The sequence below is a fragment of the Xanthomonas arboricola pv. juglandis genome (assembly GCF_905367715.1).
Classification (GTDB): Bacteria; Pseudomonadota; Gammaproteobacteria; order Xanthomonadales; family Xanthomonadaceae; genus Xanthomonas; species Xanthomonas arboricola.
The window spans coordinates 4,238,487-4,261,888 of the sequence record NZ_HG999362.1 but is presented as its reverse complement, the minus strand read 5'-3'; the positions used below and the strand labels follow the sequence as shown (position 1 = coordinate 4,261,888).

The window sequence follows — 23,402 nt, the reverse complement described above, 5'->3', positions numbered from 1 at the left end:
GCGTTTCGGTCAATTCGACGCGCCTACCGACCCCGACCATGACGCTTGGCACTGGCGTAATCCGGCATTGCCGTGCGTACTTCGGTCAAACTTTTACGGCGAGCTCGACTTGGGGGAGCGAGCACCCACGCGGCCGGACGGCCGTGACAGCGATGTGCCATCTCGTGGTGACGTGCAGGCGCGTTTTTCGCGCCGCCGTCACAATTCTCAACTGAACATGTACTAGTCATTGCGGACAGAAGCGCCCATGGACCGTCTTTCCTGCGCCATCATCGACGACGACGTGGAGTTCTGCGATCAGGTGGTTGAGTTAGCCACCGATAGCGGCTTCCGTGCCAAGGGCATCCACACCCTTGGCGAAGCCAGCCGTTGGCTGGACAGCAACTTCCCCGACCTGTTGGTGGTGGACGTTGGCCTGCCCGACGGCAGCGGTTTCGATCTCATCGAACGGCTCGACCCGGATCACACGCCGCAGATCGTGGTGGTCTCGGGCGATTACGCCTACGAAACCCAGGGCCGCGCGCAGCAGTTCGGCGTCAGCGAGTTCCTCACCAAGCCGTTTGCGCCCGAACGGCTGGAACGCGTGCTCGGCGGCCTGCGCGAAGCGCAGCAGGGCAACCTGGGCATCATCGGCAACAGCGACAGCATCGTGCTGTTGCGCAAGGACATCGTGCGCGTGGCGCCGACCGATCTGAATGTGCTGGTGACCGGCGAGACCGGCACCGGCAAGGATCTGGTCGCGCGCGCGATCCATCGGGTTTCCGGCCGGCGTGGTCGCTTCGTGCCGGTCAACTGCGGTGCGATTCCCGAGGAACTGCTGGCCAGCCAGCTGTTCGGTCACGAGCGCGGCAGCTTCACCGGCGCCGATCGTCGGCATGCCGGATTCCTGGAACAGGCCGCCGATGGCACGCTGTTCCTGGACGAGATCGGCGAGATGCCGACCCGGCTGCAGGTCTACCTGCTGCGCGCGATCGAGTCGCGCAGCTTCATGCGCGTGGGCGGCAGCGAGGAGATCCCGCTGGACGCGCGCGTGGTCGCGGCAACCCACCAGCATGTGCAACGCGAGCACGGCGTGCTGCGCGAGGATCTGTTCTACCGGCTCAACGAGTACCCGATCCAGGTGCCGCCGCTGCGCGAGCGTCGCGGCGATGCGCGTCTGCTGGGCCTGCGCGTGATCGATGAGCTCAACGTCAAGTACGGCACCCGCAAGCTGCCGACCAAGTCGTTGCTGCGCTATCTGGCGTACCACACCTGGCCGGGCAACGTGCGCGAGCTGCGCTCGTTCATCCGCTATCTGTACCTGCGCGCGGACGGCGATCTGCTGAGCGCGCCGGACGTAGTGCAGACCGTGCCGCAGGCCGATGAAGACGGCTTGCTGATTCCGGCAGGGTGGACCATGCGCCAGGCCGAAGACGCCATGATCGAGGCGGCCTTGGCACGCACTCGGTTCAACAAGAAAGCGGCGGCGCGCGAGTTGGGGATCAGCGTGCGCACCTTGCACAACCGGCTCAGCGACAAGGACGCGTAGTGGGCGATGCATCCCAGGGGCGGCGGCGCGAGCTGCTGCATCAGCTGCGCAATCGCCTCAATGTGATGGGCTTTGCGTTGTATGCGTTACGCAACGAGACTTCTAAGCCCATGGAGACCTTGCGCACCACCCATCAATCGGCGGTGGAGTTGCTCAATCAGCTGGGCGAAGAAGAGCGCGCCCTGCGCCAGGACGATGGGGTGTCCAGCGACAGCGCTGATCAGTAATGCTCGGCAGGCTGGGTCTGGTTGCTGAGCAGGGCGGTGATGGTGCGCGGGTTGTACGGCTTCATGCAGTACGACAGGTGCGCAAACCGCGGCGGTAGCGTATAGCGGTCGTAGCCGGAGCAGAACGAGAACGGCACGCCGCGCTCCAGCAGTGCGTCGGCAACCGGAAACACCGGTTGACCACGCACATTGACGTCGAGCAATGCGCCGTCGATGGTCTGCCCAGAGGTCACCAGCGACAGCGCCTCCGGCACATTGCCCACCGGCCCGAGCACATAGACGCCGGCCTCCACCAACAGATCGTTGAGCGATTCGGCCAGCAGGTAGTCGTCCTCGACCACGAGGATGCGACGGCCGTTGAGTGGATTGTCCAGCATGGCGAACTCCTAGAGCGGTGGCGCTGTCTGGCGACGCGCAAACCATAGTGCGCGTCGCGTCGGTTAACGCCGCGCGTAAGCAGGCGCTTCCAGTACCGGTCTGTGCAACGCAGCTGTATCGCTCAGACGCCGCGTAGCAGTAGAGGCAGGTTTGCGCCATCATTGACGATTGCGCCCACACCCGGCGCGATTGATGCGATGGCTGCAATGACCGACGACGACACTTCCTGCGACGACACCGCAGCGCCTCCTGCGCACGAGGCCGTGGCGCCACCGCCGTTATTCGTTCTCGGTGTCGGCGCCGATGGCCTGGATGCCACCCGCCTGGCCGAGCTGCTCGACGCGGTCGCCGGCGCGCCCAATCTGGTCATCATGCTGCTGCTGCGCGATCGCCACCTGCTGGACGAGCCGCGCCTGCGCGAGTTGCTCGGCCCGCAATCCAGCCTGCTGCTGGCGCCGGAGGATGGCGATGCGCTGCATCCCGGGCGCATTTACCTGCCGCCCAGCCAGACCCTGGTGACCCTGGAAGAAGGCCGGCTGCGGCTGCGCCCGTTGGAGGAGGCCAGCGATCACGGCTTGATCGACAGTTTCTTCGTTTCGATGGCGCACGACCAGGACGGCAACGTGATCGGCCTGATCATGGGCCGCTTCGACGGCGACGGCACCCTGGGAACCGCCGCGATCAAGGAATGCGGCGGTCTGGCGCTGGCGGTGGACGACCCGTCCTTGCACGGCATGGATCTGCGCAGTGCCGGCAACCCGGCCGCCATCAGCGACGACATCCTGCCGCTGCCGCGCGTGGCCGCACGCATCGCCGCGCATATGCAACGCCACCATCGCTTCGGTCATCCGGCACCGGTGGGCGTGCGTAACGGCAGCGAGAACGATCAGCTCAGCCAGGTCGCCAGCATCCTGCGCAATGCCACCGGCCATGATTTCCACGGGTACAAGCGCGCCACCTTCCTGCGCCGCGTGCAGCGACGCATGCAGGTGGTGCAGGTGGACACGCTGGAGCAGTATCTGGAGCAGCTGCGCAGCCGCTTCGACGAACCGCTGCTGCTGTTCAACGATCTGCTGATCGGCGTGACCCAATTCTTCCGCGACCGCCGCGAGTTCGAGTTTCTGGAGCAGCAGGTGATTCCGCGCCTGTTCCAGGGCAAGCAGCCGGGCGATCACCTGCGGGTGTGGGTGCTGGGTTGCTCCACCGGCGAAGAGGCCTATTCGTTGGCGATGCTGTTGCGCGAGCACGCACAGACGCTGGACGTGGCGCCACGCATCCAGATCTTCGCCAGCGATATCGACGGGCGGGCGTTGGCCATCGCACGGGTGGGCCGTTATTCGTCCAGCATCGTCGCCGACGTGGGGCCGGAGCGCCTGCAGCGCTGGTTCGTCAAGGAGGGCGATACCTATGTGGTGAGCAAGCAGCTGCGCGAGCTGTGCGTGTTCTCGCAGCACAGCATCGTCAAGGATCCGCCGTTCTCGCGGCTGGATCTGGTGTCGTGCCGCAATCTGCTGATCTACCTGGACGCCGAGCTGCAGAACCGGGTGATCCCGGTGTTTCACTTCGCCCTCAAGCCGGGCGGCTATCTGTTCCTGGGCAATGCCGAAAACGTCTCGCGGCATGCCAAGTTGTTCGCACCCGTGGAGCGCAGCTTCCGCGTGTTCCAGAAGATCGATGCCGACAGCCGCATGCATGCGACCTTCCCGTCGTCTTCGCTCGGACTGGACGGCCATGCACCGGCGGCCAACCGCCAGCAACGCAGTGTCAGTAATGCACTGGTGCGCGCCGGCGAGCGCATCGCCGATCGCTATGCCCCGGCCTATGCGGTGCTGGACGAGCATTTCGACGTGCTGCATTTCTCCTCGCAGGCCGGGCGTTTCATCCGTCCCGGCGGCGGCGCGCCCAGCCTCAACCTGCTCAACCTGGTTCACCGCGACCTGCGGCTGGAGTTGCGCAGCGCGCTCAGCCGTGCCGAAGCGGACATGACGCCGGTGCAGGCCAGGGGCATCCAGATGCACGAGGACGCGGCGACCCTGGCGGTGGACCTGTTCGTGGAGCCGACCTCCGATTCGGACGTGCCGCGCGGCTATGTGGTGTTGTTCCAGGAAGTGGAAGCGCGTGAACTGGCCGAGCTGGCGCCGCCGAAAGATACCGTGTCCGACAACGCACACGTGCAGGCGCTGGAGAACGAGCTGCGCATGACCCGCGAGCGGCTGCAGTCGATGATCGAGGAGCTGGAGAGCACCAACGAGGAGCTCAAGTCCTCCAACGAGGAATACCAGTCGCTCAACGAAGAATTGCAGAGCGCCAACGAGGAGCTGGAAACCTCCAAGGAAGAGCTGCAGTCGGTCAACGAGGAGGTCACCACGGTCAACGGCGAGCTGGCTCACCGCGTGCAGGAACTTGCGCATGCCAACAGCGATCTGAAGAACCTGCTGGAAAGCACCCAGATCGCCACCGTGTTCCTGGACAACGAGCTGCGCGTCACCAACTTCACTCCCGCGGTCACCGACATCCTGCCGCTGGTGGAAAGCGACATCCACCGGCCGATCAGCAACATCAAGCTGCACGTGGCCTACGACGAGCTGCAGGACGACGTGCGCCGGGTGATCCGCACGCTGGCGGTGCTGGACCGCGAGGTGGAGAATCCCGCCACCCGTGCGCGCTACATGGTGCGCGTGCTGCCGTACCGCACGGTCAACAACTTCATCGGCGGTGCAGTGTTGACCTTCATGGACGTCACCCCGCTGACGCGCGCCGAGCGCGCGTTGCGCAGCAGCGAGCAGCGCCTGCGCACCTTGATGGAAGGCATTCCGCAACTGGTGTGGCGCTCGCTCGATGGCGGCCGCTGGACCTGGTCCAGCCCGCAGTGGTCCAGCTACACCGGCCAGCGCGATGGCGAGAGCCTGGAGCTGGGCTGGCTGCAGGCGGTGCACCCGGACGAGCGCGAGCTGACCTTGAATGCCTGGCACGACAGTGCGCGTACCGGCGGGCTGGATGTGGAACACCGCCTGTTCAACGCAGCTGAAGACGGCTACCGCTGGTTCCATACGCGCAGCGCGCCGGTGCTGGACGAACGCGGCCAGGTACTGGAATGGCTGGGAACCTCGACCGAATCGGACAATCTGCGCCGCCTGCAGGACGAGCAGCGCGTGCTGGTCAGCGAATTGCAGCACCGCACCCGCAACCTGATCACCGTGGTGCAGTCGGTCGCCAAGCAGACCGTCCAGACCAGCCACAGCATGCCGGAATTCGCCGGCAGGTTCGACGACCGGCTCTCTGCGTTGTCGCGTGTGCAAGGGCTGTTGTCGCAGTCGGACAACGAGCCCACCACCATCGGCGCACTGCTGCGGATGGAGCTGGATGCACTTGGTGCCGAGCCCGACCAACAGCGCATCGTGGTGGAAGGCCCGGATGTGGCGCTGCGCAAGTCCACGGTGCAGACGCTGGCGCTGGCGCTGCACGAACTGGCAACCAATGCGCTCAAGTACGGGGCGCTGGCGGTGGAGACCGGCACGCTGTCGGTGCGCTGGGACGTGGTGTCCACCAACGACGCTTCCGCACGCCTGGTGCTGTCGTGGATCGAAGAAGGCGCCAGCCAGCAGCGACGCAGCGATCGCGACCAGGCCGGCGGATTCGGCCGCCGCCTGATCGAAAAGGCGCTGCCGTACAGCCATGGCGCACAGACGCGTTACGAGCTCAGCGATACACGCCTGGAATGCGAGATCCAGTTGCCGTTGACCTCGCTGCACGACCGCTAGACACCTGCACGCGCGCGCGCAGTCCGTGCGCACTTTGGCGGGCGCTGCCATGCCGATGTGCGAAATGCTGCGCATCCCGACGCGCCCCTCACGGAAAATCCTGCGCGTGCGTGCAGATGTTGCGACGGATTCGCGCCTCGCGACGGTGCGGATGCCACGGCCGTCATGCAAGACTATTGCAGTGCATCGTTGCGCGGCATCCCAAAAACTTGGCGCGTATTGTGCGTAGCTCCTGCTGTCATCAGATGCACAGTGGAGCAAACATGATTACGCGCATTCTTCAGTTGTCGGGCCGCGTTGCGAGCAATGCCTGGGTCGAGATCGGTGTCGGTGCCGATGCCGACATTCTGGTTGCCGACCGTGGCGGCAAGCGCGAGGAGCGTGCAACCTTCGGTCGACGTGCTCCGGGACAGCAGCGTTCGATCAATACCCAGGAGCCGGAGTGGCTGGGGCGCGTGGACCTCGCCATCTGGGAAACCCAGCGCTGCCTGATCCCGCTGTGTGGCTTTGTCTGCGCCGCATCGGCTGATGGCGCCACGTCGGCGACCTGGTTGAGTCAGGACGGTGGCGCGCTGTACGCCGCGGGCCTGCGCAATGTCATGGATATCGGTGGCCGCCTGCAGATGGGGTTCTCGTTGCTGGTCGCTTCCTCGACCAGCCTGCCGACACAACGCCCGTTATGCGTCGAAGGCGATGCCACGCAATGGCTGCAGGTCAGTGGCGAGGAGGCCATGCGTCATCTGCTGCCATGGCGGTTGGAGCGTTGCACCACCGCAGCAGGCGTGCGTCCGGAGTGGGCCAGCGAAGCGCATGCCCAGCAGGCCGCGCCGGTGTGAAACGCGTGGGCACGCAGTGACACCAGGAGGCCCGTCGGGCCTCTTTTCTTTTCAGTCCTCCGGTAACACCTTGCGCACGCGTCGGCGTCTTGTATCGAGCCACCCGTGGTGCACAGGCGTCGCAGACCACACGCCGACGTTGCCGCGATAGCTAACGCAAGACGACCAACGGCATGCAGCCTGCTGTCCACAGTAGGGTGCGCATTAAAAAGCCCGGGTCGCGAACGACCCGGGCCAGTCTCGGCAACTGCTAGCGCTGAAGATCAGCGTTGGATGTCGCCGGTGGTGGAGCCGGCGCCCGGGCCTGCGCCCAGGTCTGCACCGGTCACCCGATCCAGTTCCGGATTGGACAGCAGACGCAGCGACATTGCATCCAGTGCCTCGGTCTGGGTCGCATCCAGCGCAACCGTGGCCGAACCATCGCCACCGTCGACTGCGGATTGCAGCTCACGGTCTGCCACCACGTCCCACTGCTCGCCGGCATTCCACGGGCCAACCGTATCGCCTTCACCCTGCGACATGTTGTAGTAGATGTCGGTAAAGCGCGGATCGCCCGGCAGCTTGCCCGGCGGGAAGTTCGGCTCGATCGAATACAACGCCTTCTCGAACGACTTCTGGTGCGCCACTTCGCGCGTCATCAAAAAGCGCAGCGCATCCACGATGCCCGGATCATCAGTGACGGTGATCAGGCGCTCATAGACCAGCTTGGCGCGTGCTTCGGCAGCGATGTTGGAGCGCATGTCCGAGGTCGGGCAACCGATCGAATCGACATAGGCCGAGGTCCACGGCACGCCACTGGAGTTGACCAGCGCCGGGCCACCACCGTACAGGATCTGCTGGGTGTGGCTGGTGCTGTTCTGGGTCATGGAGCGCATCTCCATCGCCTCGTCCATGCCTTCGGACAACACGGCCTTCGGGCCCTTGTTGAGCATGGCAATGATCGAGCCGATGATCTCCAGGTGGCTCAGTTCTTCGGTGGCGATATCGAACAACAGATCCTTGCGGCCCGGATCGTCTTCGCCCAGTGCCTGGGTGAAATACTGCATTGCTGCAGCAAGTTCGCCCTGCGGTCCGCCGAACTGCTCGAGCATCAACGTGGCCAGATCCGGATTGGGTTCGGCAACGCGAACGGTGTACATCAGACGCTTGTTATGCATAAACATGGATCGTGTTTCCTGGCTGGCGCCCGGCGACAACTGCAACGCGGCATGCGCGCAGAAACCTGAGGCTGGCTACGGGTGGGGGGTTGCCCGCGGGATGCGGACGAACGCAGGCGGCAGCGCCGCCCGCGCGATGCATCAGGCCGCTTTGCTGGCCTTGGATGCCTTTTGATTGCCGCCTTGCTCGGCGAGCAGGGTCAGCTTTTCATCGGTGGCCTTTTCTTCTTCCAGCGTCGACAGCAGCAAGCTGACCGCATCGGTATAGCCCAGCTGCTTTGCAATCGCAGCGATGGTGCCGTACGAGGCGATCTCGTAATGCTCCACCTTCTGTGCGCCGCCGATCAGTGCCGCATCGCGTACCGGACCTTCTTCGATCTCGTCGATCACCTCGCGGCTTTCCTCGACCAGGCCTTCCATCGCGGCACACTTGATGCGCTTGAGCTTGATGCCGAGCAGTTCGACGATCTGGTCGATGCGTTCGATCTGGCCCTGGGTTTCCTCCAGGTGCAGCTTGAACGCTTCCACCAGCTTGGGTTCGGTGGCCGCACGTGCCAGACGCGGCAGCGATTTGGTCAACTGCTTTTCTGCGCTGTAGATGTCCGACAGCTCGTGGACGAAAAGCTCTTCAATTGTCTTGATCGCCATGGGCGGCTCCTTTGGATGGATAGGTGGATAAACAGTGCGGTGCACCGTGTGTGCGTCTTGCCTGCAATTGCGTGCGGGCCAGTTGCGTCATCACTTCGGCATCGCAGTGCCTGGCGTCACGCCAAGCCTGCAATGCACCGTTGTTGTCGTGCTTGCTCACGCTGTCTCGCATGGTCGCTACGCTAATCGTCGGCGTGTTAGCGCGATCGGTGGATGCGGTGATGCCGAGGCGATAACGACCTGTGCCGTGAGTCGTGCGGTGATGATGCGCATGCAATCGATTCGCCAGCGCCGAGCCGTGGCAACCGCGCTGCAATCGACCGAGATTGATGCCGGCTTCTTGCATGCGCACAACGCGCATGACCGCGGCCGTGCATGCGGCATAGCCGGTGCGCCTGTGCCGATGTCGATGCCATTGCGCGGATGTCGATGCGCACGCGCAGCGATTGCACCGGCACCGCGCGGCATGCACGACGGGGAATGCACGCCGTTGCAGACCGATGCGCTACAACCGATGGCTCGTTCTTGCCCCTGGAGCTGCCATGACGCCGTTGGACAAACCGTTACGCCGCGAGCTGCAGATCGGCGAGCAGGCTTATACCTTGATCATCGACCCGCAGGGCCTGAAGCTGGTCGAAAAAGGCCGACGCAAGGGCGTGGCCTTGCGTTGGGACGAGCTGGTCAGCGGCGATGCCGCACTGGCCCGCGCGCTGCAGGCCTCGCTAGGCGAGTCCTGATCGCAGCGCGCGGGGAAACTGCCTCAGCGCGCAGGAAACAAGCGTGCCAGCTCGCGGACCGCTGCTGCGGAGGCGGCGTGATCCGGCGTGGCATCGGGGTTGTTGAAATCGTGGGCACCTTGCGACTGCACCAGCAAACCATCGCGGCGCGGCACCACATTGAGATTGTGGCCGCGCCAGACCAACCCGTAGGTCACTTCCGGTTGCGGAATCAGGCGCGCGGTCTGCCCACGCACCGGGATGACGCTGTCGTCGCCAAGCAACAAGCGCGCGCCATAGCCGGTGGCATTGACCAGGATCTTTTCGCGCAACTGGCCGAACTGGCGCGGATGCTCGAAGTTGCGCGTGTACAGCTCGCCGCCGGCCTGCAAAAAGTCGTCCATCAGCAGGCGCGCGTAGGCGCTGAGGTTGAAGGTCAGCTGGCTATAGCGGCGCACGAACGGCACCGGAAATGGATGACTGCCGGGCGCAACCGGTTGCGAGCGTGGGCCCAGATCGTCAAGCAGGTCGCGCTCCAATGACGGGTAGTCCGGCTCATGCGCTTCGATCGATGCGCTTGGTTGGTCGAACGGCACATCTGACAACGCATAGCCATCTCGCCATTCGATCGGCTCGCCCGGCAGACCCAGCAGGGTCTGGTAGCGGCGAAACGAGATGCGCGCCATCTCTTCCCAGCGGGTCCTGAAATCCGCGCTGGCGTGCTCGCTGGTGCACACGCGCGAGTCCGGCGACCACACGCCGGTGGCGTAGAACGAACGCACGTCCGGCAGGCGCTCGCGCGCATAGATGCGCACGCGCAGGCCCGCGCGTTGCGCCACCAGCGCGGTGGTCAGCCCGATCGCGCCGCAGCCGATCACCGCCAGCTCGCGCGCATCCGCATCGGCGGCCTGCACCAGCCGCAGCGCATGCTCGGCCGCGCCCCACGACAGCGACCACCCGCTGCCGCCATGTCCATAGTTGTGCACCACCGTCTTGCGGCCGATGCGTTCGGCCTCGATCCGCGGCCCCTGCGCACGGAACGGGCGGGTGCAGCCGTTGATCGCGATGATGCGATCCACCGCCGCACGGATCGGCGCCAGCGGCGGCGCTGCGGCGAACTGGTCGGGCGAGGCGCCCGGCGGCATGGCGGGTAGCGGCGAAGACGGCGCAGCGGCCGCCTTGCCGGTCGCGGCCCAGCTCCCGGTGGAAGCGGCCGCGAGCGCGAGACCGGCGCTGTGCAGGAAATGACGACGGTGCATGCGGCTCCTGAGCGATGTAGAGAAGGTGATTGGGATAACGGCGCCCGCGCGGCCGGCCACGCGTAGCGCGCGCGGTGCAGTACCGGTAAACGCCAGGCCCTGCGCTGCGCGCCAGCGACCGGCACCCGCAGCATCGTCGGTCGCGCAGGCCGAGCATACCGCGCGCATCTGTGCCTGCCACCGCCGACCAGGCAGGTTTCGCACCGCGATCCGGGCAATTGAGGCCGCGCCGGCGGCCATTCGTCGCCCGGGGCTTTCGCCCGATCGCTTGCCGGCTATGCTCGCCGCGTCCCAACTCAACGAGTCGTCACCGTGTCTGCCAGCGTCTTCCTGATCGTGCGTATCGTGTTCGCCTGGGCCGCCGCATTGGTGGTGGCCGGGATCATGTGGGCGCAGTTGTTCGGCTCCACCGGCGCGTTCTTCGGGTTGATCTGCGTGGTGCTGCTGACATTGGCCCTGATGAGTGCGATCACGCATGTGCGCCGGGTGCGCCTGATCGCCGGGCGGCTGGATCACGACACGTTGTCGACCCGCCAGCGCCGCCAGATCGAAGTGCCGCTGGACGTGCAGGCCAGCTTTGCCGTGGTCGAAGAGGCCGTGCGTGTGCTGCCGCGCGTGCAGGACATCGAATGCGCGCCCGGCAGCCTGCTGATCCGCGCCAAGGTGCGCCGCATCGACCCTTACGAAGGACGTCAGCCCTCGCGCTGGAACCTGTTCGCGCGTTTTGCGATCAAGCGCAATCAGGTGCTGGTGACGATCACGCCGGGGCAGGGCACCAGCAGCGTCACCGTGCTGTGCGAGCCCGACGCCGGCGCCTGGGTGGACCTGTTTGCGGTGGACGAAGGCAGCAATTACGAGAATGCCGAGGCGATCAACCGCGCGGTGGTGCGCCGGGTCGGCGAGCAGCGTCGCGACGAACAGGCCGCGGCCGAACAATCGGTGATGGAAAAGGAACTGGCGGTGGCACGCCTGAACCTGCTGCATGCCCAGGTCGAGCCACACTTTCTCTACAACACGCTGGCGAGCGCGCAGGTACTGGCACGCACCGACCCGCCGCGCGCGGAAATCATGATCGGGCACCTGATCCAGTACCTGCGCAGCTCGCTGCCCAGCGCCGATGGGGCCATCTCCACCCTGGGCGAAGAACTCGAACGTACCCAGGCGTACCTGGAGATCCTGCGCATCCGCATGGGCACGCGGCTGGCCTTGCAGGTGGAAGTGCCGTACGAGCTGCGCGCGCTGCAACTGCCCTCGATGATGCTGCAGACCCTGGTGGAGAACGCGATCAAGCACGGGCTGGAACCCAAGCCCGGCGGCGGCACGATATGGATCCTGGCGCGTCGCGTCGACGACCACGCCACGCTGACCGTGGCCGACGATGGCCAGGGCTTCGGCACCCACACCCAAGGCACCGGCATCGGCCTGAAGAACCTGCGCGAGCGGCTACAGTTGATCTACGCCGGCAAGGCGAGCTTTGCCATCGTGTCCAATTTTCCCAGCGGAGTGGCCGCCACCATCAGCCTGCCGCTGCCGGCGCAGATGACCGCCACACGCATGCCGCCGCCCTTGCCCGGCGCGCACAGCTCCACCGCGCAGGTGCAGGCATGAGCGCGCTGCGTGCGGTGATCGCCGAAGACGAAGCGTTGCTGCGGCAGTCCCTGCTCGCGCTGCTGGCCGAGGTGTGCCCGCAGCTGCAGGTGGTGGGCGAATGCGAAGACGGCGCCAGCGCGCTGGAGACCATCGCCACCCAGCAGCCGGATGTGGTGTTTCTGGATATCCGCATGCCCGGGCTCACCGGCATCGAGGTGGCGGGTGCGCTGCGCGAGGTCAGCCCGCGTACCCAGGTGGTGTTCGTCACTGCCTACGACCAGTACGCCATCGATGCGTTCGAACACGGCGCGGTGGACTACCTGCTCAAGCCGATCAGCCGCGAGCGCCTGCAGGCCACCTGGCAGCGCGTGCAGCAGCGCGCCGCCGCCGGTCAGCCGGATGGCCAATTGCTGGAGACCTTGCTGAAGCGCCTGTCCGCACGCCCTGCTGCCCCCAGCGTCGCGCCGCCACTGGCCTGGCTCACCGCCAGCAGCGGCCGCGAGACGCGCCTGATCGCGCTGGACGAGGTGGCGTATTTCCAGGCCGACCAGAAATACACCACGGTGATGACCGCCGCCGGCGAGGCGATCCTGCGCACGCCGCTGCGCGAGTTGCTCGACGTGCTGGACCCGCAGGTGTTCAAGCAGATCCACCGCTCCACCATCGTCAACATGAAGGCGGTCGCCTCGGTGGTGCGCGAGGACACCGGCAAGGGCCGCCTGGCGCTGCGCGGGCGCAGCGAAACGCTCACCGTCAGCCAGCCCTTCATGAGCCTGTTCCGCGGCATGTAGTTCCCCCGATCGCATCGACTGAAAGGATTGCTGATATGCGCCTGATCGCCTCCCTCGTGTATTGCCTGCTTGCGTTGGCCGGTTGCCACGACCGTAACGGCACCACCTCCATCACCCGCGCCACCAGCAATGGCCAGGACGTGATCTTCAGCAAGACCCTGGCCACCGCCACCGATCTCAATGTGCACTGCCTGGCCAGCAGCAGCGGTCGCTGCCATTACCTGGTGTACGAGGAACACTGCGCCGCGCCTGCCGCGAGCAACACGACGGGTACACCAGCCTGCGCACGCAGGACGCTGGACAGCTTTGCGCTGACGCCCGGGCAGGTGCGCGAACTGCGCGGCATTCCGCGTCAGGCGCACACCTGTGTGGATACCAGCGCGCCCAGCGCCGACTGCCATGGCTGAGCTGGCATTGCCGGCCTGGCTCGGCGGAAACATGTTTTAGCTATGTAGCAAGCCATGTTGCAACCGGACGCAAGCCTGAATACGCACTGACGATCAGCGGCCGCTTCTGCGATCATTGCGGGCTTGTTGCCGGTTCACGGCGTCCTCACTGCCAGGCTTCTCATGTCCGAACAATCGCTACGCCGCGACGTTGGCCCCTTCGCCCTCATGCTCACCGGCCTGGGCTCGATCATCGGTTCCGGCTGGCTGTTCGGTGCCTGGCGCGCTGCCGGCCTGGCCGGCCCCGGCGCGATCTGGGCCTGGATTCTGGGTGCGGCGATCATCACCACCATCGCGCTGTCCTACGCGGAACTGGGCGCGATGTTCCCCGAGTCCGGCGGCATGGTGCGCTATAGCCATTACTCGCACGGCTCGCTGGTGGGCTTCATCGCCGGCTGGGCCAACTGGATCGCGATCGTGTCGGTGATCCCGGTCGAGGCCGAGGCCTCGGTGCAGTACATGGCCTCCTGGCCATGGGCCTGGGCGCAGGGCCTGTATGTGCAGGCACCCGGCGGGGCCGGGGAGTTGTCGGTGCCCGGCCTGCTGATTTCGGCGGTGCTGGTGCTGGTGTATTTCTTCCTCAATTTCTGGAGCGTCAAGCTGTTCGCGCGCTCCAATACGCTGATCACCGTGTTCAAGCTGGTGGTGCCGGCGGCGACCGGCGTGGCCTTGATCGCCAGCGGCTTCCACAGCGAAAACTTCAGCGTCGGCATCCACGGCGACGCGCACGTGATCGACCTGGCCGCGGTGCTCACCGCGGTGGCTACCGCCGGCATCGTCTTCAGCTTCAACGGCTTCCAGAGCCCGGTGAACCTGGCCGGTGAAGCACGCAACCCGGGCCGCAGCATTCCGTTCGCGGTGCTGGGCTCGATCGCGCTGGCCACGGTGGTCTACGTGATCCTGCAGGTGGCCTACATCGGCGCGGTACCGCCGGACCTGCTGGCCAAGGCCGGTTGGCACGGCATCGATTTCCGCTCGCCGTTCGCCGAGCTGGCCATCATCGTCAACCTGCATTGGCTGGCGATGCTGCTGTACATCGATGCATTCGTCAGCCCCAGCGGTACCGGCATCACCTATACCGCCACCACCGCGCGCATGGTCTACGGCATGGAAAAGAACGGCACCATGCCGTCGGTGCTGGGCAAGCTACACCCGGTCTGGGGCGTGCCGCGCATGGCGATGTTCTTCAACCTGGCGGTGTCGTTCGTGTTCCTGTTCTTCTTCCGCGGCTGGGGCACGCTGGCGGCGGTGATCTCGGTGGCGACCATCATTTCCTACCTCACCGGCCCGATCAGTGCGATGGCGCTGCGCCGTCATGCCCCGGAGCTGCATCGCCCGCTGCGCATCGCCGCGCTGCCGGTGCTGGCCGGCGTGGCCTTCGTGATGGCGACCGAGCTGCTGTACTGGGCGCGCTGGCCGCTGACCGGCGAGATCATCCTGCTGATGGTCGTGGCGCTGCCGGTGTACTGCTACTACCAGGCCAAGCAGGGCTGGCCGGACCTTGGGCGCAACCTCAAGGGCGCGGCCTGGATGATCTGCTACCTGCCGACGATCGCGCTGCTGTCCTGGGCCGGCAGCAGCGACTTCGGCGGGCACGGCTACCTCAGCTATGGCACCGATCTGGCCGTGGTCGCGGCGGTCGGCGCGGTGTTCTACATCTGGGGTGTGCGCAGCGGCTGGCGTACGCCGTCGGTGGAGAAGGCCGTCGCGCAGGCGTGAGGGCCTGATCGCTGATTGCTGCTGAAACAAGGCGCCTGTCTCCGGGCGCCGCAAACAGGAACGGCCGGTGCACTGCACCGGCCGTTTTTTATTGGTCGCCACGCACGCGATGGAGTGCAGCAATTGGCGCCGCCTGGCAGCGCACGCCGTGTTGCGATCGGACAGCGGGCAGATCAATCAGAACGTTTCGTCAGGCGCGCGGCATTGCCGATGCCTTGCGGCAACCACCGCATCCATCGCCAAACCGCTACGCCAGCGTCCCCGCCGCCGCGCTATGGGGAGCGGTATTGGCCACCAGCCGCGGGGCACCATCGAAGCGGTCCAGATCGCGCAACAGTTCGGTGTAGCGACGCAGCCGCCCCATCTCGCGCATGTTGACGATGTCCTCGTGGCGCAGTTCGCGCCTGGAACTGACCTCCTGCTTGTAGCGCAGCACTTCCGGATAACGGCGGGTCATGTCCAGCGCATCGGCCACGCATTCGACCGAATCGGCATCCGGGGTGACCCGTGCGCGGCTGTTGAAGGCGCGCAGCCAGCGTTCGAAACCGGCGCTGTGGTCGAACAGATCGGCGATGTACCACATGACGAACAGGATCGAGGCCCACGAGGTAAAGATAATCACCACGCGGCTGAAGGTGAGGTGGTAGTCGTTCTGCCACAGCTGGTGGGTGATCACGCCCAGCAACACCAGCGAGATCGCCTGCCAGCCGATGATCGAGGCGATCACCCACTGTTTCTTGGCCACCTTGAGCAGATTGAGCTCCTGGTCGAGCTGTTCGTCGGTCTTTTCGCGCCAGTGCGCGACCTGCTCGTCGAAGGAGAGCCGATGGAGTGCGTTGTCCTGCAATAGCAGGCCCAAACCCTGGAACAAAGCGATCATGACAAGCTCCTGACGGATGGCTGGTACGAACGACTTGCTGCACCCGGCAACGCGCCGGTGCCCTGGAGCGACCGGGCAACGGCTGGCAGTGATGCTGGCCGGTGCGCGGACGGCTTAGTTCTAGCACTTTCGCCGTGCTTGGCAATGCCTGCTGCGCGCCGAAGGCCAGCCAATCCTGCGCACCGGCGCACAAATCGCGGTATTCAGGCGCTTTGCAGCGTTTGCCGGGCGATTGCAGCTGCGGTGCGCCGCCATTCTTGTTGCACTGCACACTCACGGCTGCGTGATTGCATCCGTGGCGGTTGCGACCGGCGCGACCCAGTCCGGCGTGCAGATCGCGTGAGCGCCGCGCAAGCATGCATGCCGTGCAAGGTCCCGCGACAGGCGGGCAAGCACCCGTCGAGACGGTCGGTGCGCATGGAGACGAACAGCGCACACGCCGCCGCCTTTCACCAATCCCAAATCCCAGATCCCCAATCCCAGCCCCTCAGCACCACGACGCGGTCTTGCAGCCGCCTAGGTATCCTTGCGCGCATGTCAGCCGTCCTGCGTACCCTCACTGCTCCCGCCGCCAGGCAGATCCATCGCTGGGTGCTGGGCGCGTTTCCGCGTGGCCAGAGCACCATCGACTACGACCAGCCACTCGGAGATCCCGGCATCTTCGGGCCCGACAGCGTGACCTGGCGCGTGCATTCCGAATTCCCTGGCATGTTGTCCGGCGGACTGTGCGCATTGATGCTGCAACTGCTGCATCCACGCGCGCTGGCCGGGGTCTACGACCATTCCAACTTCCGCGCCGACCTGATCGGGCGGCTGCGGCGCACCACCAATTTCGTCGCCGGCACCACCTATGCCCCGCGCGCCGAGGCCGAGCAATTGATCGCCCGCGTGCGCAGCATCCATTCGCATATCCACGGCCACACCGCCGACGGCGTGCCTTACGACGCCAACGACCCGCAGTTGCTGACCTGGGTGCACGTCACCGAAGCCTACGGTTTTCTGCAGGGCTGCCGACGTTATTGCCGCGACGTGCCGGCGCACATCGCCGATCGTTACTACGACGAAGCGCGCCGCGTCGCCGAAGCGCTGGGCGCCGCCGATGTGCCTGCCAGTGAAGCACAGGTCGATGCGTATTTCGCCACCGTGCGCGGGCAATTGCGCATGGACACGCGCTCGCGCGAGGTGCTCGACATCCTCACCAGCATCCAGTTGCCGGTGCCGGCAGCCGGCCTGTCGCGCGGGGTGTTTCTCGGTGCCGGTACCGCCCTGTTGCCGGGCTGGGCCAGCGACATGCTCGGCCGCACCACCACGCAGCGCGCGCAAGCACATGCGTCGGCGCGGCTGTTGCGCAGCCTGTCGCCCCTGTTCCGCACCGCGCTACGCGACGGGCTGTCCGCACGCGCCTGCCGCCGCATGCAGCTGCCGCAGACGATGTTGCTGGAGTGGCCCGGGGCGCGGTGAACGCGGATGCTTGCCTGGTGTGCAGGGCGATGGTGTGACGCGGGGGCTGGTTACCAGATCCGCACCCGTTGCTCGGGCGGCAGATACAACTGCTCGCCCTGCTGCACATTGAACGCCGGATACCAGGCATCGAGATTGCGTACGGTCTGCGCGCGGAAGCGTCCAGGTGCGTGTACGTCGGTGAGCACGGCATTGCGTAGCGCCGCGTCGCGGTACTTGCCGCGCCAGGCCTGGGCAAAACCCAGGAAAAAGCGCTGGTCCGGGCTGAAACCGTCGATGGTCTGCGGCTGTTTGCCCTGCAGCGACAGCTGATAGGCGTCGTAGGCAGTGGCCAGGCCGGCGACGTCGGCGATGTTCTCGCCCAGCGTCAGCTTGCCGTTGACGCTCAGGTCGTCGAACGGCTTGTACGCAGTGAACTGCGCGGCGAGCGCATTGCCGGCGGCCTCAAATTTTTTCAGGTCCTGCGGCGTCCACCAGTTGTGCAGCTCGCCATGTTCGTCGAACTGCGCGCCCATGTTGTCGAAGCTGTGGCTGATCTCGTGGCCGATCACCGCGCCGATGGCGCCGTAGTTCACCGCGTCGTCGGCGGCCGGATCGAAGAACGGCGGCTGCAGGATCGCGGCCGGAAACAGCAGGCGGTTTTCCAGCGGTACGTTCAGCGCGTTGACCTCCTGCGGCAGCATGTACCACTCGCGGTGATCCACGGCCTTGCCCAGCTTGGCCAGATTGCGCCGGTACTCGAACAGCTCGGCGCGCTGCACATTGCCCAGCGCGTCGTCGCGGCGCACATCCAGCGCGCTGTAGTCGCGCCAGGTGTCCGGATAGCCCACCGCCACCGTCAGCCCGGAAATCTTGGCCTTGGCATGCTGCTTGGTCTGCGGGCTCATCCACTCCAGCGCGTCGATGCGTTTGCCGAAGGCGGTGACGATGTTCCTGACCATCTCCTCGGCACGCGTCTTGGTCTGGGCGCTGACGTACTTCTGCACGTAGCGCTCGCCCACCGCTTCGCCCAGTGCCGCGTTGGTGGCGTCGATGCCGCGCTTCCAGCGCTGCCGTTGTTGCGGCGTGCCTTCCAGCGTGGTGCCGTAGAACGCAAAGCGCTCATCGGCAAAGGCCTTGGACAGATACGGCGAGGCGCGGTCCAGGGCGCGAAAGCTCAGGTAATCCTTCCAGGCCTGCAGCGACTCGGAGCGCACCAGCGCCGACAACCCGGTCACCGCGCCGGGCTGCCAGACGATGAAGTCCTGCTGCGCCTTCAGGCCGGCCGCTTCGAAGAACGGCGCCCAGTCCAGGCCGGGCGCGTTACGCGCAAAATCGGCCTGTTTCCAGGGGTTGGCGCCGGCCTGCACGTTGTTGGTCTGTTCGGCGGTGGCGTGCACGCGCGCCATCGCGGTTTCCAGGGCCAGGATGCGCTCGGCCCTGGCCGCCGCGTCATCGATGCCGGCCAGTTCCAGCAGCTTGACGATATGCGCGCGGTAGGCGTCGCGCATCTGCGTCATGCGCCCGTCGTCCAGATAGAAGCTGCGATCCGGCATGCCCAGGCCGCCCTGCACCAGATACGGCACGTAGCGGCCCGGATGATGCAGATCCTGCGAGATCCACAGACCGAACAGCCGGTCGGTGTGGAAGTTGGTGGAGTTGAGCAGATCCACATCGGCGCGCAGCTGGCCGCCCAGGGTGCGCGCCAGCGCCTGCTTGTCATCCAGCTGCGCAATCGCGTCCAGTTCCGGTTGCACCGGGCGCACGCCCTTGGCCTCGATGCCGGCTTCGTCCATATAGGCCGCGTAGTAATCGCCAATCTGCTTGTCTTCGCCGGTGACACGGTCGTTGGCGGCGGCGCCTTCGATGATGTCGCGGCTGTGCTGCTCGGTTTCGATCGCGATGCTGACGAAGCTGTTGAAGCTGGAGCGGTCGTCCGGGATCTGGGTCGTCCTGACCCAGTTGCCGCTGGCGTAGCTGAAGAAGTCGTCGCCTGGTGCCACGCTGCGGTCCATGCCTGCCGCATCGAAACCGAAATCGCCCAGCTTGGGCGTGGTGGGCGCGGGCTTGGCGTGCCCCGTCGTTGCCGGTGAGGTGCCATCGCGGTGGCACGCGGCGGTGCTCAGCAGGGCAGCCGACAGCGCAGCGATCAGGACAGGACGGTGCAGAAGAGCCATGCGAGTGCAACTCGGAAACGAAAAACAGACATACCAGTGTAAATTGCCGCCGTCGCCACGTCCCGACGCGATGGCAGCGCGCAGCCGGCATGGCAGCCTGCGGACACGCGCGGTTCAGCGCCGGCGCTGGTACCAGAAACCCAGCGCATCGCGGGTCTGCAGCATGCCGCGCCCGCGCCATAGAAAGCGCAGCAGCAGGCTCAGGTGCTCGCGCTTGGAAAAGCTGCGCAGCTTGCGGTCAGAGGTGTGCACGGTCTGGCGCAGGATCACGAACCGCCCGCAGCGCGCTAGCGCGCGACTCAATGCCACGTCTTCGCCGGCGTAGTAACGCGTATCGAAGCCGCCGGCGCTGACGAATGCCGCGCGCGTGCAGAACAGGAAGCAGCCCGGGGCAATGCCGCTGAGACGGAACAGCCAGCCGAACGTCGCCTGCGCCATGCATTCGAACCACGCGCGCCTGCCCTGCAGATGCACCTGCGCGCCACCGCCGACCGCGCCGGCATCCAGCGCCGCCAGCGCCGCGCCGACCACCTGCGGGTTGATCAGCGTATCGGCGTCGAGAAACAGCAGGCGATCGCCCTGCGCCTGCTGCGCGCCGGCATTGCGGGTGGCGGCGATATGGCGCAGTTGCACCTCCAGCACCTGCGCACCGGCCGCGCGCGCGATGGCGGCGGTGTCGTCCTCGCAGGCATCGGCCACCACGATGACCTCGTAGTCCAGCTGCATGGCCTGCGCACAGGCGTGCAGGCAGTGCAGCGTCTGGCCGATCAGTGCGGCCTCGTCATGGGCGGGGATTACGAAAGACAGCATGGCAGGGCGTGGCACTCGGACGGTGGTGATGCCAAGTGTGCGAGCCATACCGGTGCGATGGCGTGAGCGCATGCAATCGCCGCACAGCTGCGACTGCGTGCACTCACGTGAGCACGCTCAGCGGCTGAGCGCGCCCATCATCGCTTCCGGATACCGCGTACCGGACGCGGCCTGCAACGGGAAGATCGCATCGATGCGTGCGAGCTCGTCCGGCATCAGCGCCACATCGAGCGCGCCGAGGTTTTCTTCCAGGTAGGCCAGCCGCTTGGTGCCCGGGATCGGCACCAGGTCCTGGCCCTGCGCCAGCACCCAGGCCAGCGCCAGCTGCCCCGGCGTGATGCCCTTGTCGGCGGCGATCGCCTTGACCTGTTCCACCAGTTGCAGGTTGCGGGTGAAGTTCTCGCCCTGGAAACGCGGCGAATGGCGACGGTAATCGTCGGCCTCGAAGTCGTCCGGCGAGGCAAATGCACCGGTCAGGAACCCGCGCCCCAGCGGCGAATACGGAACGAAGCCGATCCCGAGCTCGCGCACGGTGGCAAAGACGCCGTTGTCCTCCGGCTCGCGCGACCACAGCGAGTATTCGGTCTGCACCGCGGTGATGGGATGCACCGCATGCGCACGGCGGATGGTGGCTGCAGCGGCTTCCGACAGCCCCAGGAAACGCACCTTGCCCTGTTCGACCAGCCGCGACATCGCACCGACGGTGTCTTCGATCGGCACGTTGGGGTCCACGCGGTGCTGGTAGTACAGATCGATGTGCTCCACGCCCAGGCGGCGCAGGCTGGCTTCGCAGGCCGCTTGCACATAGTCCGGGCTGCCGTCGATGCCGCGCACCGACGGGTCGTTGGGGTCGAGCTTGATGCCGAACTTGGTGGCCAGGAACACCTCGTGCCGGCGCGCGGCAATGGCCTTGCCGACCAGGATTTCGTTGGTGTGCGGGCCGTACATGTCGGCGGTGTCGAGCAGGCTGACGCCGTGATCGAGGGCGCGATGGATCACTGCGATCGAGCCGGCCTCGTCGCTGCGATCGCCGTAGAACGCGCTCATGCCCATACAGCCGAGGCCGAGCGCAGAGACGGTGGGGCCGGAACGGCCAAGCGTGCGGGTTTGCATGGTGGAGGAAACTCCGTGCGGCGAACAAGTCAGGGGAGGATGCGGCGGCGCGCGTTAGCACGATGTGGCCCGTGCGATGACGGCGCTGTGGGCGGCTGGCGGGCTGCCGTGGCGTCCGCTGGGCGCACAGGCAAACGGCGCACAGCCAAGCAGTCGGCAGCACAGCGCGCAGAACCCAGGCGCGCAACGCGACTCCACTCAAAACCCGCGCATGGCGGCAGGCCAGGGCCCACCGCCATGCGCGGGTGTTCTTACGTGGGCGCTACCACTGGCCGCTTCAGCCCTTGAGCTTGCCGGCGAATTCGGCCACGCGCTTGCCGAGCAGCTTGGCGGTTTCCAGATCGCCGCTGCGCGGCGCTTCTTCCGGCGAGGCATCGGAGGGCGAGATCGCCAGCGCGCCTGCCGAGCCGGCGGTCCAGTTGATGTCCTGCGGACCGTGCGCCTTGGTGTTGGACGGCAGCAGGCCGGTACCCACCCAAACTTGGCCGTGCTGCTGCGACAGCGTCCAGAAATACTGGATGGTGGCGTACTTGTCGCCGTTCACCGAGGCCGAGTTGGTGAAGCCGGCGGCGATCTTGTCCTTCCAGGCCTGCGCAAACCACGGCTTGGAGCTGGCGTCGGCAAACTTCTTGAACTGCCACGCCGGCCCGCCCATGTAGGTGGGGCTGCCGTAGATGATGGCGTCGGCTGCGCCGATCGCCTCCCAGGCGTCGTCGGGCAGGTTGCCGTCCTGATCGATGCGGTACAGCGTGGCTTCGCCGACACTGGCGGCGCCGGCATGCACGGCTTCGGCCAGTTTGACGGTGTGGCCGTAGCCGCTGAAGTAGATGATGGCGATCTTGCTCATGCGCAGTCCTGTGGGTCGAGGGGATCCCGATTGTGACCACACATGCCGTGTCAGGTTAATGACCATCGACGGGACGTACTGTTGCCGGGCTCATCAGCGCCGGGGATCGCCCATGCTGTCGACCAGGTAGTCGATGAAGCTGCGCACCTTCGGGGCCAGATGGCTGCGGCTGGTATAGACGGCAAAGATGCCGATCTCCCCCAGTGCGTACTGCGGAAGGATGCGCACCAGCCGGCCGGCGGCCAGGTGCTCGTCGGCCAGGAAGTCCGGCTGCATCGCGATACCCAGGCCGGCCACCGCCGCCGCGCTCAGCACATGCCCGTTGTTGGCGCGCAGGCTGCCGCGGATGCGCACATCGCTATCGCCATCGGGCCCATGGAAGCGCACCTCGTCGCCGTTGGGCGAGTAGTGGTACAGCAGGCAGTCGTGGCCGGCCAGGTCGGACGGATGCATCGGGGTGCCGGCACGGGCCAGGTAGGCCGGCGCCGCGCAGGGCACCAGGCGGACCGTGCCCAGGCGCCGGGCGATCAGCGTCGGCGCCGGCTGCCGAGTGATGCGGATGGCGACGTCGAAGCCTTCTTCGACCATGTCCACCAGCCGGTCCGACAGCGACAGGTCCAGTTCCACCTGCGGGTAGCGCGCGCAAAAGCCCGGCAGCAGCGCGGCCAGACGCTCGATGCCATAGCTCACCGGCGCATTGACGCGCAGCACCCCGGCCGGCTCCAGCGCCTGCGCGCCGACCGTGGCCTCCAGATCGTCCAGGTCGGCCAGCAGTTGCAGACAGCGCTGGTAATACGCGGTGCCGGCGCTGGTCAGGCTGACCCGCCGGGTGGTGCGGTTGAGCAGGCGGGTGCCCAGCCGTTGCTCGAGCGCGGCGACCTGCCGGGTCACGCTGGCGGTGGAGCGGTCTAGCGCATCGGCGGCCGCACTGAAACCGCTGCGTTCGGCCACTGCTGCGAACACGCGCATCGCATCGAGGGTATCCATGGATGTCCGATTGTTGCTTTGATCGCAATAAATTATCCGAAATAAAACTATTTATCAGAAATTTGTAAGCAATAGGCTGTGCAGGTCCTCAC

General features: G+C 66.1%; 21 protein-coding genes. 10 read left to right on the top strand and 11 right to left on the bottom strand.

Annotated features, from left to right (window positions below):
- The first annotated feature begins 247 nt into the window (after positions 1-247).
- Positions 248-1,528: a sigma-54-dependent transcriptional regulator gene (locus KHN93_RS18305; RefSeq protein WP_016900924.1), complete on the top strand. Its 1,281-nt coding sequence runs from the start codon at positions 248-250 to the stop codon at positions 1,526-1,528.
- Positions 1,528-1,755 (top strand): hypothetical protein, encoded by a 228-nt coding sequence (locus KHN93_RS18300; protein WP_039525141.1) that lies wholly within the window; start codon positions 1,528-1,530, stop codon positions 1,753-1,755. The genes KHN93_RS18305 and KHN93_RS18300 overlap by 1 nt, the downstream gene beginning before the upstream one ends.
- Here the strand turns inward: KHN93_RS18300 and KHN93_RS18295 are convergent.
- Complete coding sequence (locus KHN93_RS18295) at positions 1,749-2,132, bottom strand: response regulator (protein ID WP_039518715.1); 384 nt, start codon at positions 2,130-2,132, stop codon at positions 1,749-1,751. The two genes, KHN93_RS18300 and KHN93_RS18295, sit on opposite strands and share 7 nt — an antisense overlap.
- Before the next feature lie 207 nt (positions 2,133-2,339).
- Between KHN93_RS18295 and KHN93_RS18290 the strand changes: the two genes are divergently transcribed.
- Together KHN93_RS18290 and KHN93_RS18285 are read left to right on the top strand one after the other, a co-directional pair.
- A complete protein-coding gene (locus tag KHN93_RS18290; protein ID WP_212579679.1) occupies positions 2,340-5,894 on the top strand; it encodes a CheR family methyltransferase in 3,555 nt (1,184 codons plus the stop codon).
- Between the two features lie 263 nt (positions 5,895-6,157).
- Positions 6,158-6,730, top strand: a complete 573-nt coding sequence (locus KHN93_RS18285) for a hypothetical protein (protein WP_016900920.1) — start codon at positions 6,158-6,160, stop codon at positions 6,728-6,730.
- A 263-nt stretch (positions 6,731-6,993) separates the two neighbouring features.
- On the opposite strand, the gene KHN93_RS18280 is transcribed toward KHN93_RS18285, so the two are convergent.
- The 3 genes from KHN93_RS18280 to KHN93_RS18270 all read right to left on the bottom strand — a co-directional run bounded on the left by KHN93_RS18280 (position 6,994) and on the right by KHN93_RS18270 (position 8,896).
- Positions 6,994-7,893: a manganese catalase family protein gene (locus KHN93_RS18280; RefSeq protein ID WP_016900919.1), complete on the bottom strand. Its 900-nt coding sequence runs from the start codon at positions 7,891-7,893 to the stop codon at positions 6,994-6,996.
- A gap of 135 nt (positions 7,894-8,028) precedes the next feature.
- A complete protein-coding gene (locus tag KHN93_RS18275) occupies positions 8,029-8,535 on the bottom strand; it encodes a YciE/YciF ferroxidase family protein (protein ID WP_016900918.1) in 507 nt (168 codons plus the stop codon).
- Positions 8,516-8,896 (bottom strand): hypothetical protein, encoded by a 381-nt coding sequence (locus KHN93_RS18270; RefSeq protein ID WP_211920980.1) that lies wholly within the window; start codon positions 8,894-8,896, stop codon positions 8,516-8,518. The genes KHN93_RS18275 and KHN93_RS18270 overlap by 20 nt, the downstream gene beginning before the upstream one ends.
- Positions 8,897-9,077: 181 nt before the next feature.
- Here KHN93_RS18270 and KHN93_RS18265 point away from each other — a divergent pair, with 181 nt between their 5' ends.
- On the top strand, positions 9,078-9,272 hold the full coding sequence (locus KHN93_RS18265; RefSeq protein WP_039816086.1) for a hypothetical protein: 195 nt from the start codon (positions 9,078-9,080) through the stop codon (positions 9,270-9,272).
- Between the two features lie 23 nt (positions 9,273-9,295).
- Here the strand turns inward: KHN93_RS18265 and KHN93_RS18260 are convergent, their stop codons facing one another.
- Positions 9,296-10,510, bottom strand: coding sequence for an FAD-dependent oxidoreductase (locus KHN93_RS18260; RefSeq protein ID WP_211920978.1), 1,215 nt, complete (start codon positions 10,508-10,510; stop codon positions 9,296-9,298).
- A gap of 312 nt (positions 10,511-10,822) precedes the next feature.
- On the opposite strand from KHN93_RS18260, the gene KHN93_RS18255 reads away from it, so the two are divergent.
- The 4 genes from KHN93_RS18255 (at position 10,823) to KHN93_RS18240 (ending at position 15,056) form a co-directional block, all read left to right on the top strand.
- Positions 10,823-12,118 carry a sensor histidine kinase gene (locus KHN93_RS18255; protein WP_211920975.1) on the top strand — a complete coding sequence of 432 codons (1,296 nt, stop codon included), beginning with the start codon at positions 10,823-10,825 and terminating at the stop codon, positions 12,116-12,118.
- Entirely contained in the window at positions 12,115-12,891 is a 777-nt protein-coding gene (locus tag KHN93_RS18250; protein WP_039518725.1) for a LytR/AlgR family response regulator transcription factor, read from the top strand. The genes KHN93_RS18255 and KHN93_RS18250 overlap by 4 nt, the downstream gene beginning before the upstream one ends.
- Before the next feature lie 35 nt (positions 12,892-12,926).
- Positions 12,927-13,298 (top strand): hypothetical protein, encoded by a 372-nt coding sequence (locus KHN93_RS18245; protein ID WP_065032928.1) that lies wholly within the window; start codon positions 12,927-12,929, stop codon positions 13,296-13,298.
- A gap of 162 nt (positions 13,299-13,460) precedes the next feature.
- On the top strand, positions 13,461-15,056 hold the full coding sequence (locus KHN93_RS18240) for an APC family permease (RefSeq protein ID WP_024940772.1): 1,596 nt from the start codon (positions 13,461-13,463) through the stop codon (positions 15,054-15,056).
- Between the two features lie 247 nt (positions 15,057-15,303).
- On the opposite strand, the gene KHN93_RS18235 is transcribed toward KHN93_RS18240, so the two are convergent.
- Complete coding sequence (locus KHN93_RS18235) at positions 15,304-15,936, bottom strand: hypothetical protein (RefSeq protein ID WP_024940771.1); 633 nt, start codon at positions 15,934-15,936, stop codon at positions 15,304-15,306.
- 534 nt (positions 15,937-16,470) lie between these two features.
- Here KHN93_RS18235 and KHN93_RS18230 point away from each other — a divergent pair.
- Positions 16,471-17,397 (top strand): oxygenase MpaB family protein, encoded by a 927-nt coding sequence (locus KHN93_RS18230; RefSeq protein ID WP_053051530.1) that lies wholly within the window; start codon positions 16,471-16,473, stop codon positions 17,395-17,397.
- A gap of 50 nt (positions 17,398-17,447) precedes the next feature.
- On the opposite strand, the gene KHN93_RS18225 is transcribed toward KHN93_RS18230, so the two are convergent.
- From KHN93_RS18225 to KHN93_RS18205, 5 genes are all read right to left on the bottom strand, one after another.
- Positions 17,448-19,517: a M13 family metallopeptidase gene (locus KHN93_RS18225; RefSeq protein ID WP_166764679.1), complete on the bottom strand. Its 2,070-nt coding sequence runs from the start codon at positions 19,515-19,517 to the stop codon at positions 17,448-17,450.
- A 150-nt stretch (positions 19,518-19,667) separates the two neighbouring features.
- Entirely contained in the window at positions 19,668-20,363 is a 696-nt protein-coding gene (locus KHN93_RS18220; protein ID WP_104560126.1) for a glycosyltransferase, read from the bottom strand.
- A gap of 117 nt (positions 20,364-20,480) precedes the next feature.
- Positions 20,481-21,476 (bottom strand): aldo/keto reductase, encoded by a 996-nt coding sequence (locus KHN93_RS18215; RefSeq protein ID WP_024940767.1) that lies wholly within the window; start codon positions 21,474-21,476, stop codon positions 20,481-20,483.
- Between the two features lie 277 nt (positions 21,477-21,753).
- On the bottom strand, positions 21,754-22,323 hold the full coding sequence (locus KHN93_RS18210) for a flavodoxin family protein (RefSeq protein WP_039518741.1): 570 nt from the start codon (positions 22,321-22,323) through the stop codon (positions 21,754-21,756).
- Positions 22,324-22,416: 93 nt separating this feature from the next.
- Positions 22,417-23,310, bottom strand: coding sequence for a LysR family transcriptional regulator (locus KHN93_RS18205; RefSeq protein ID WP_104560125.1), 894 nt, complete (start codon positions 23,308-23,310; stop codon positions 22,417-22,419).
- Positions 23,311-23,402: the final 92 nt, after the last annotated feature.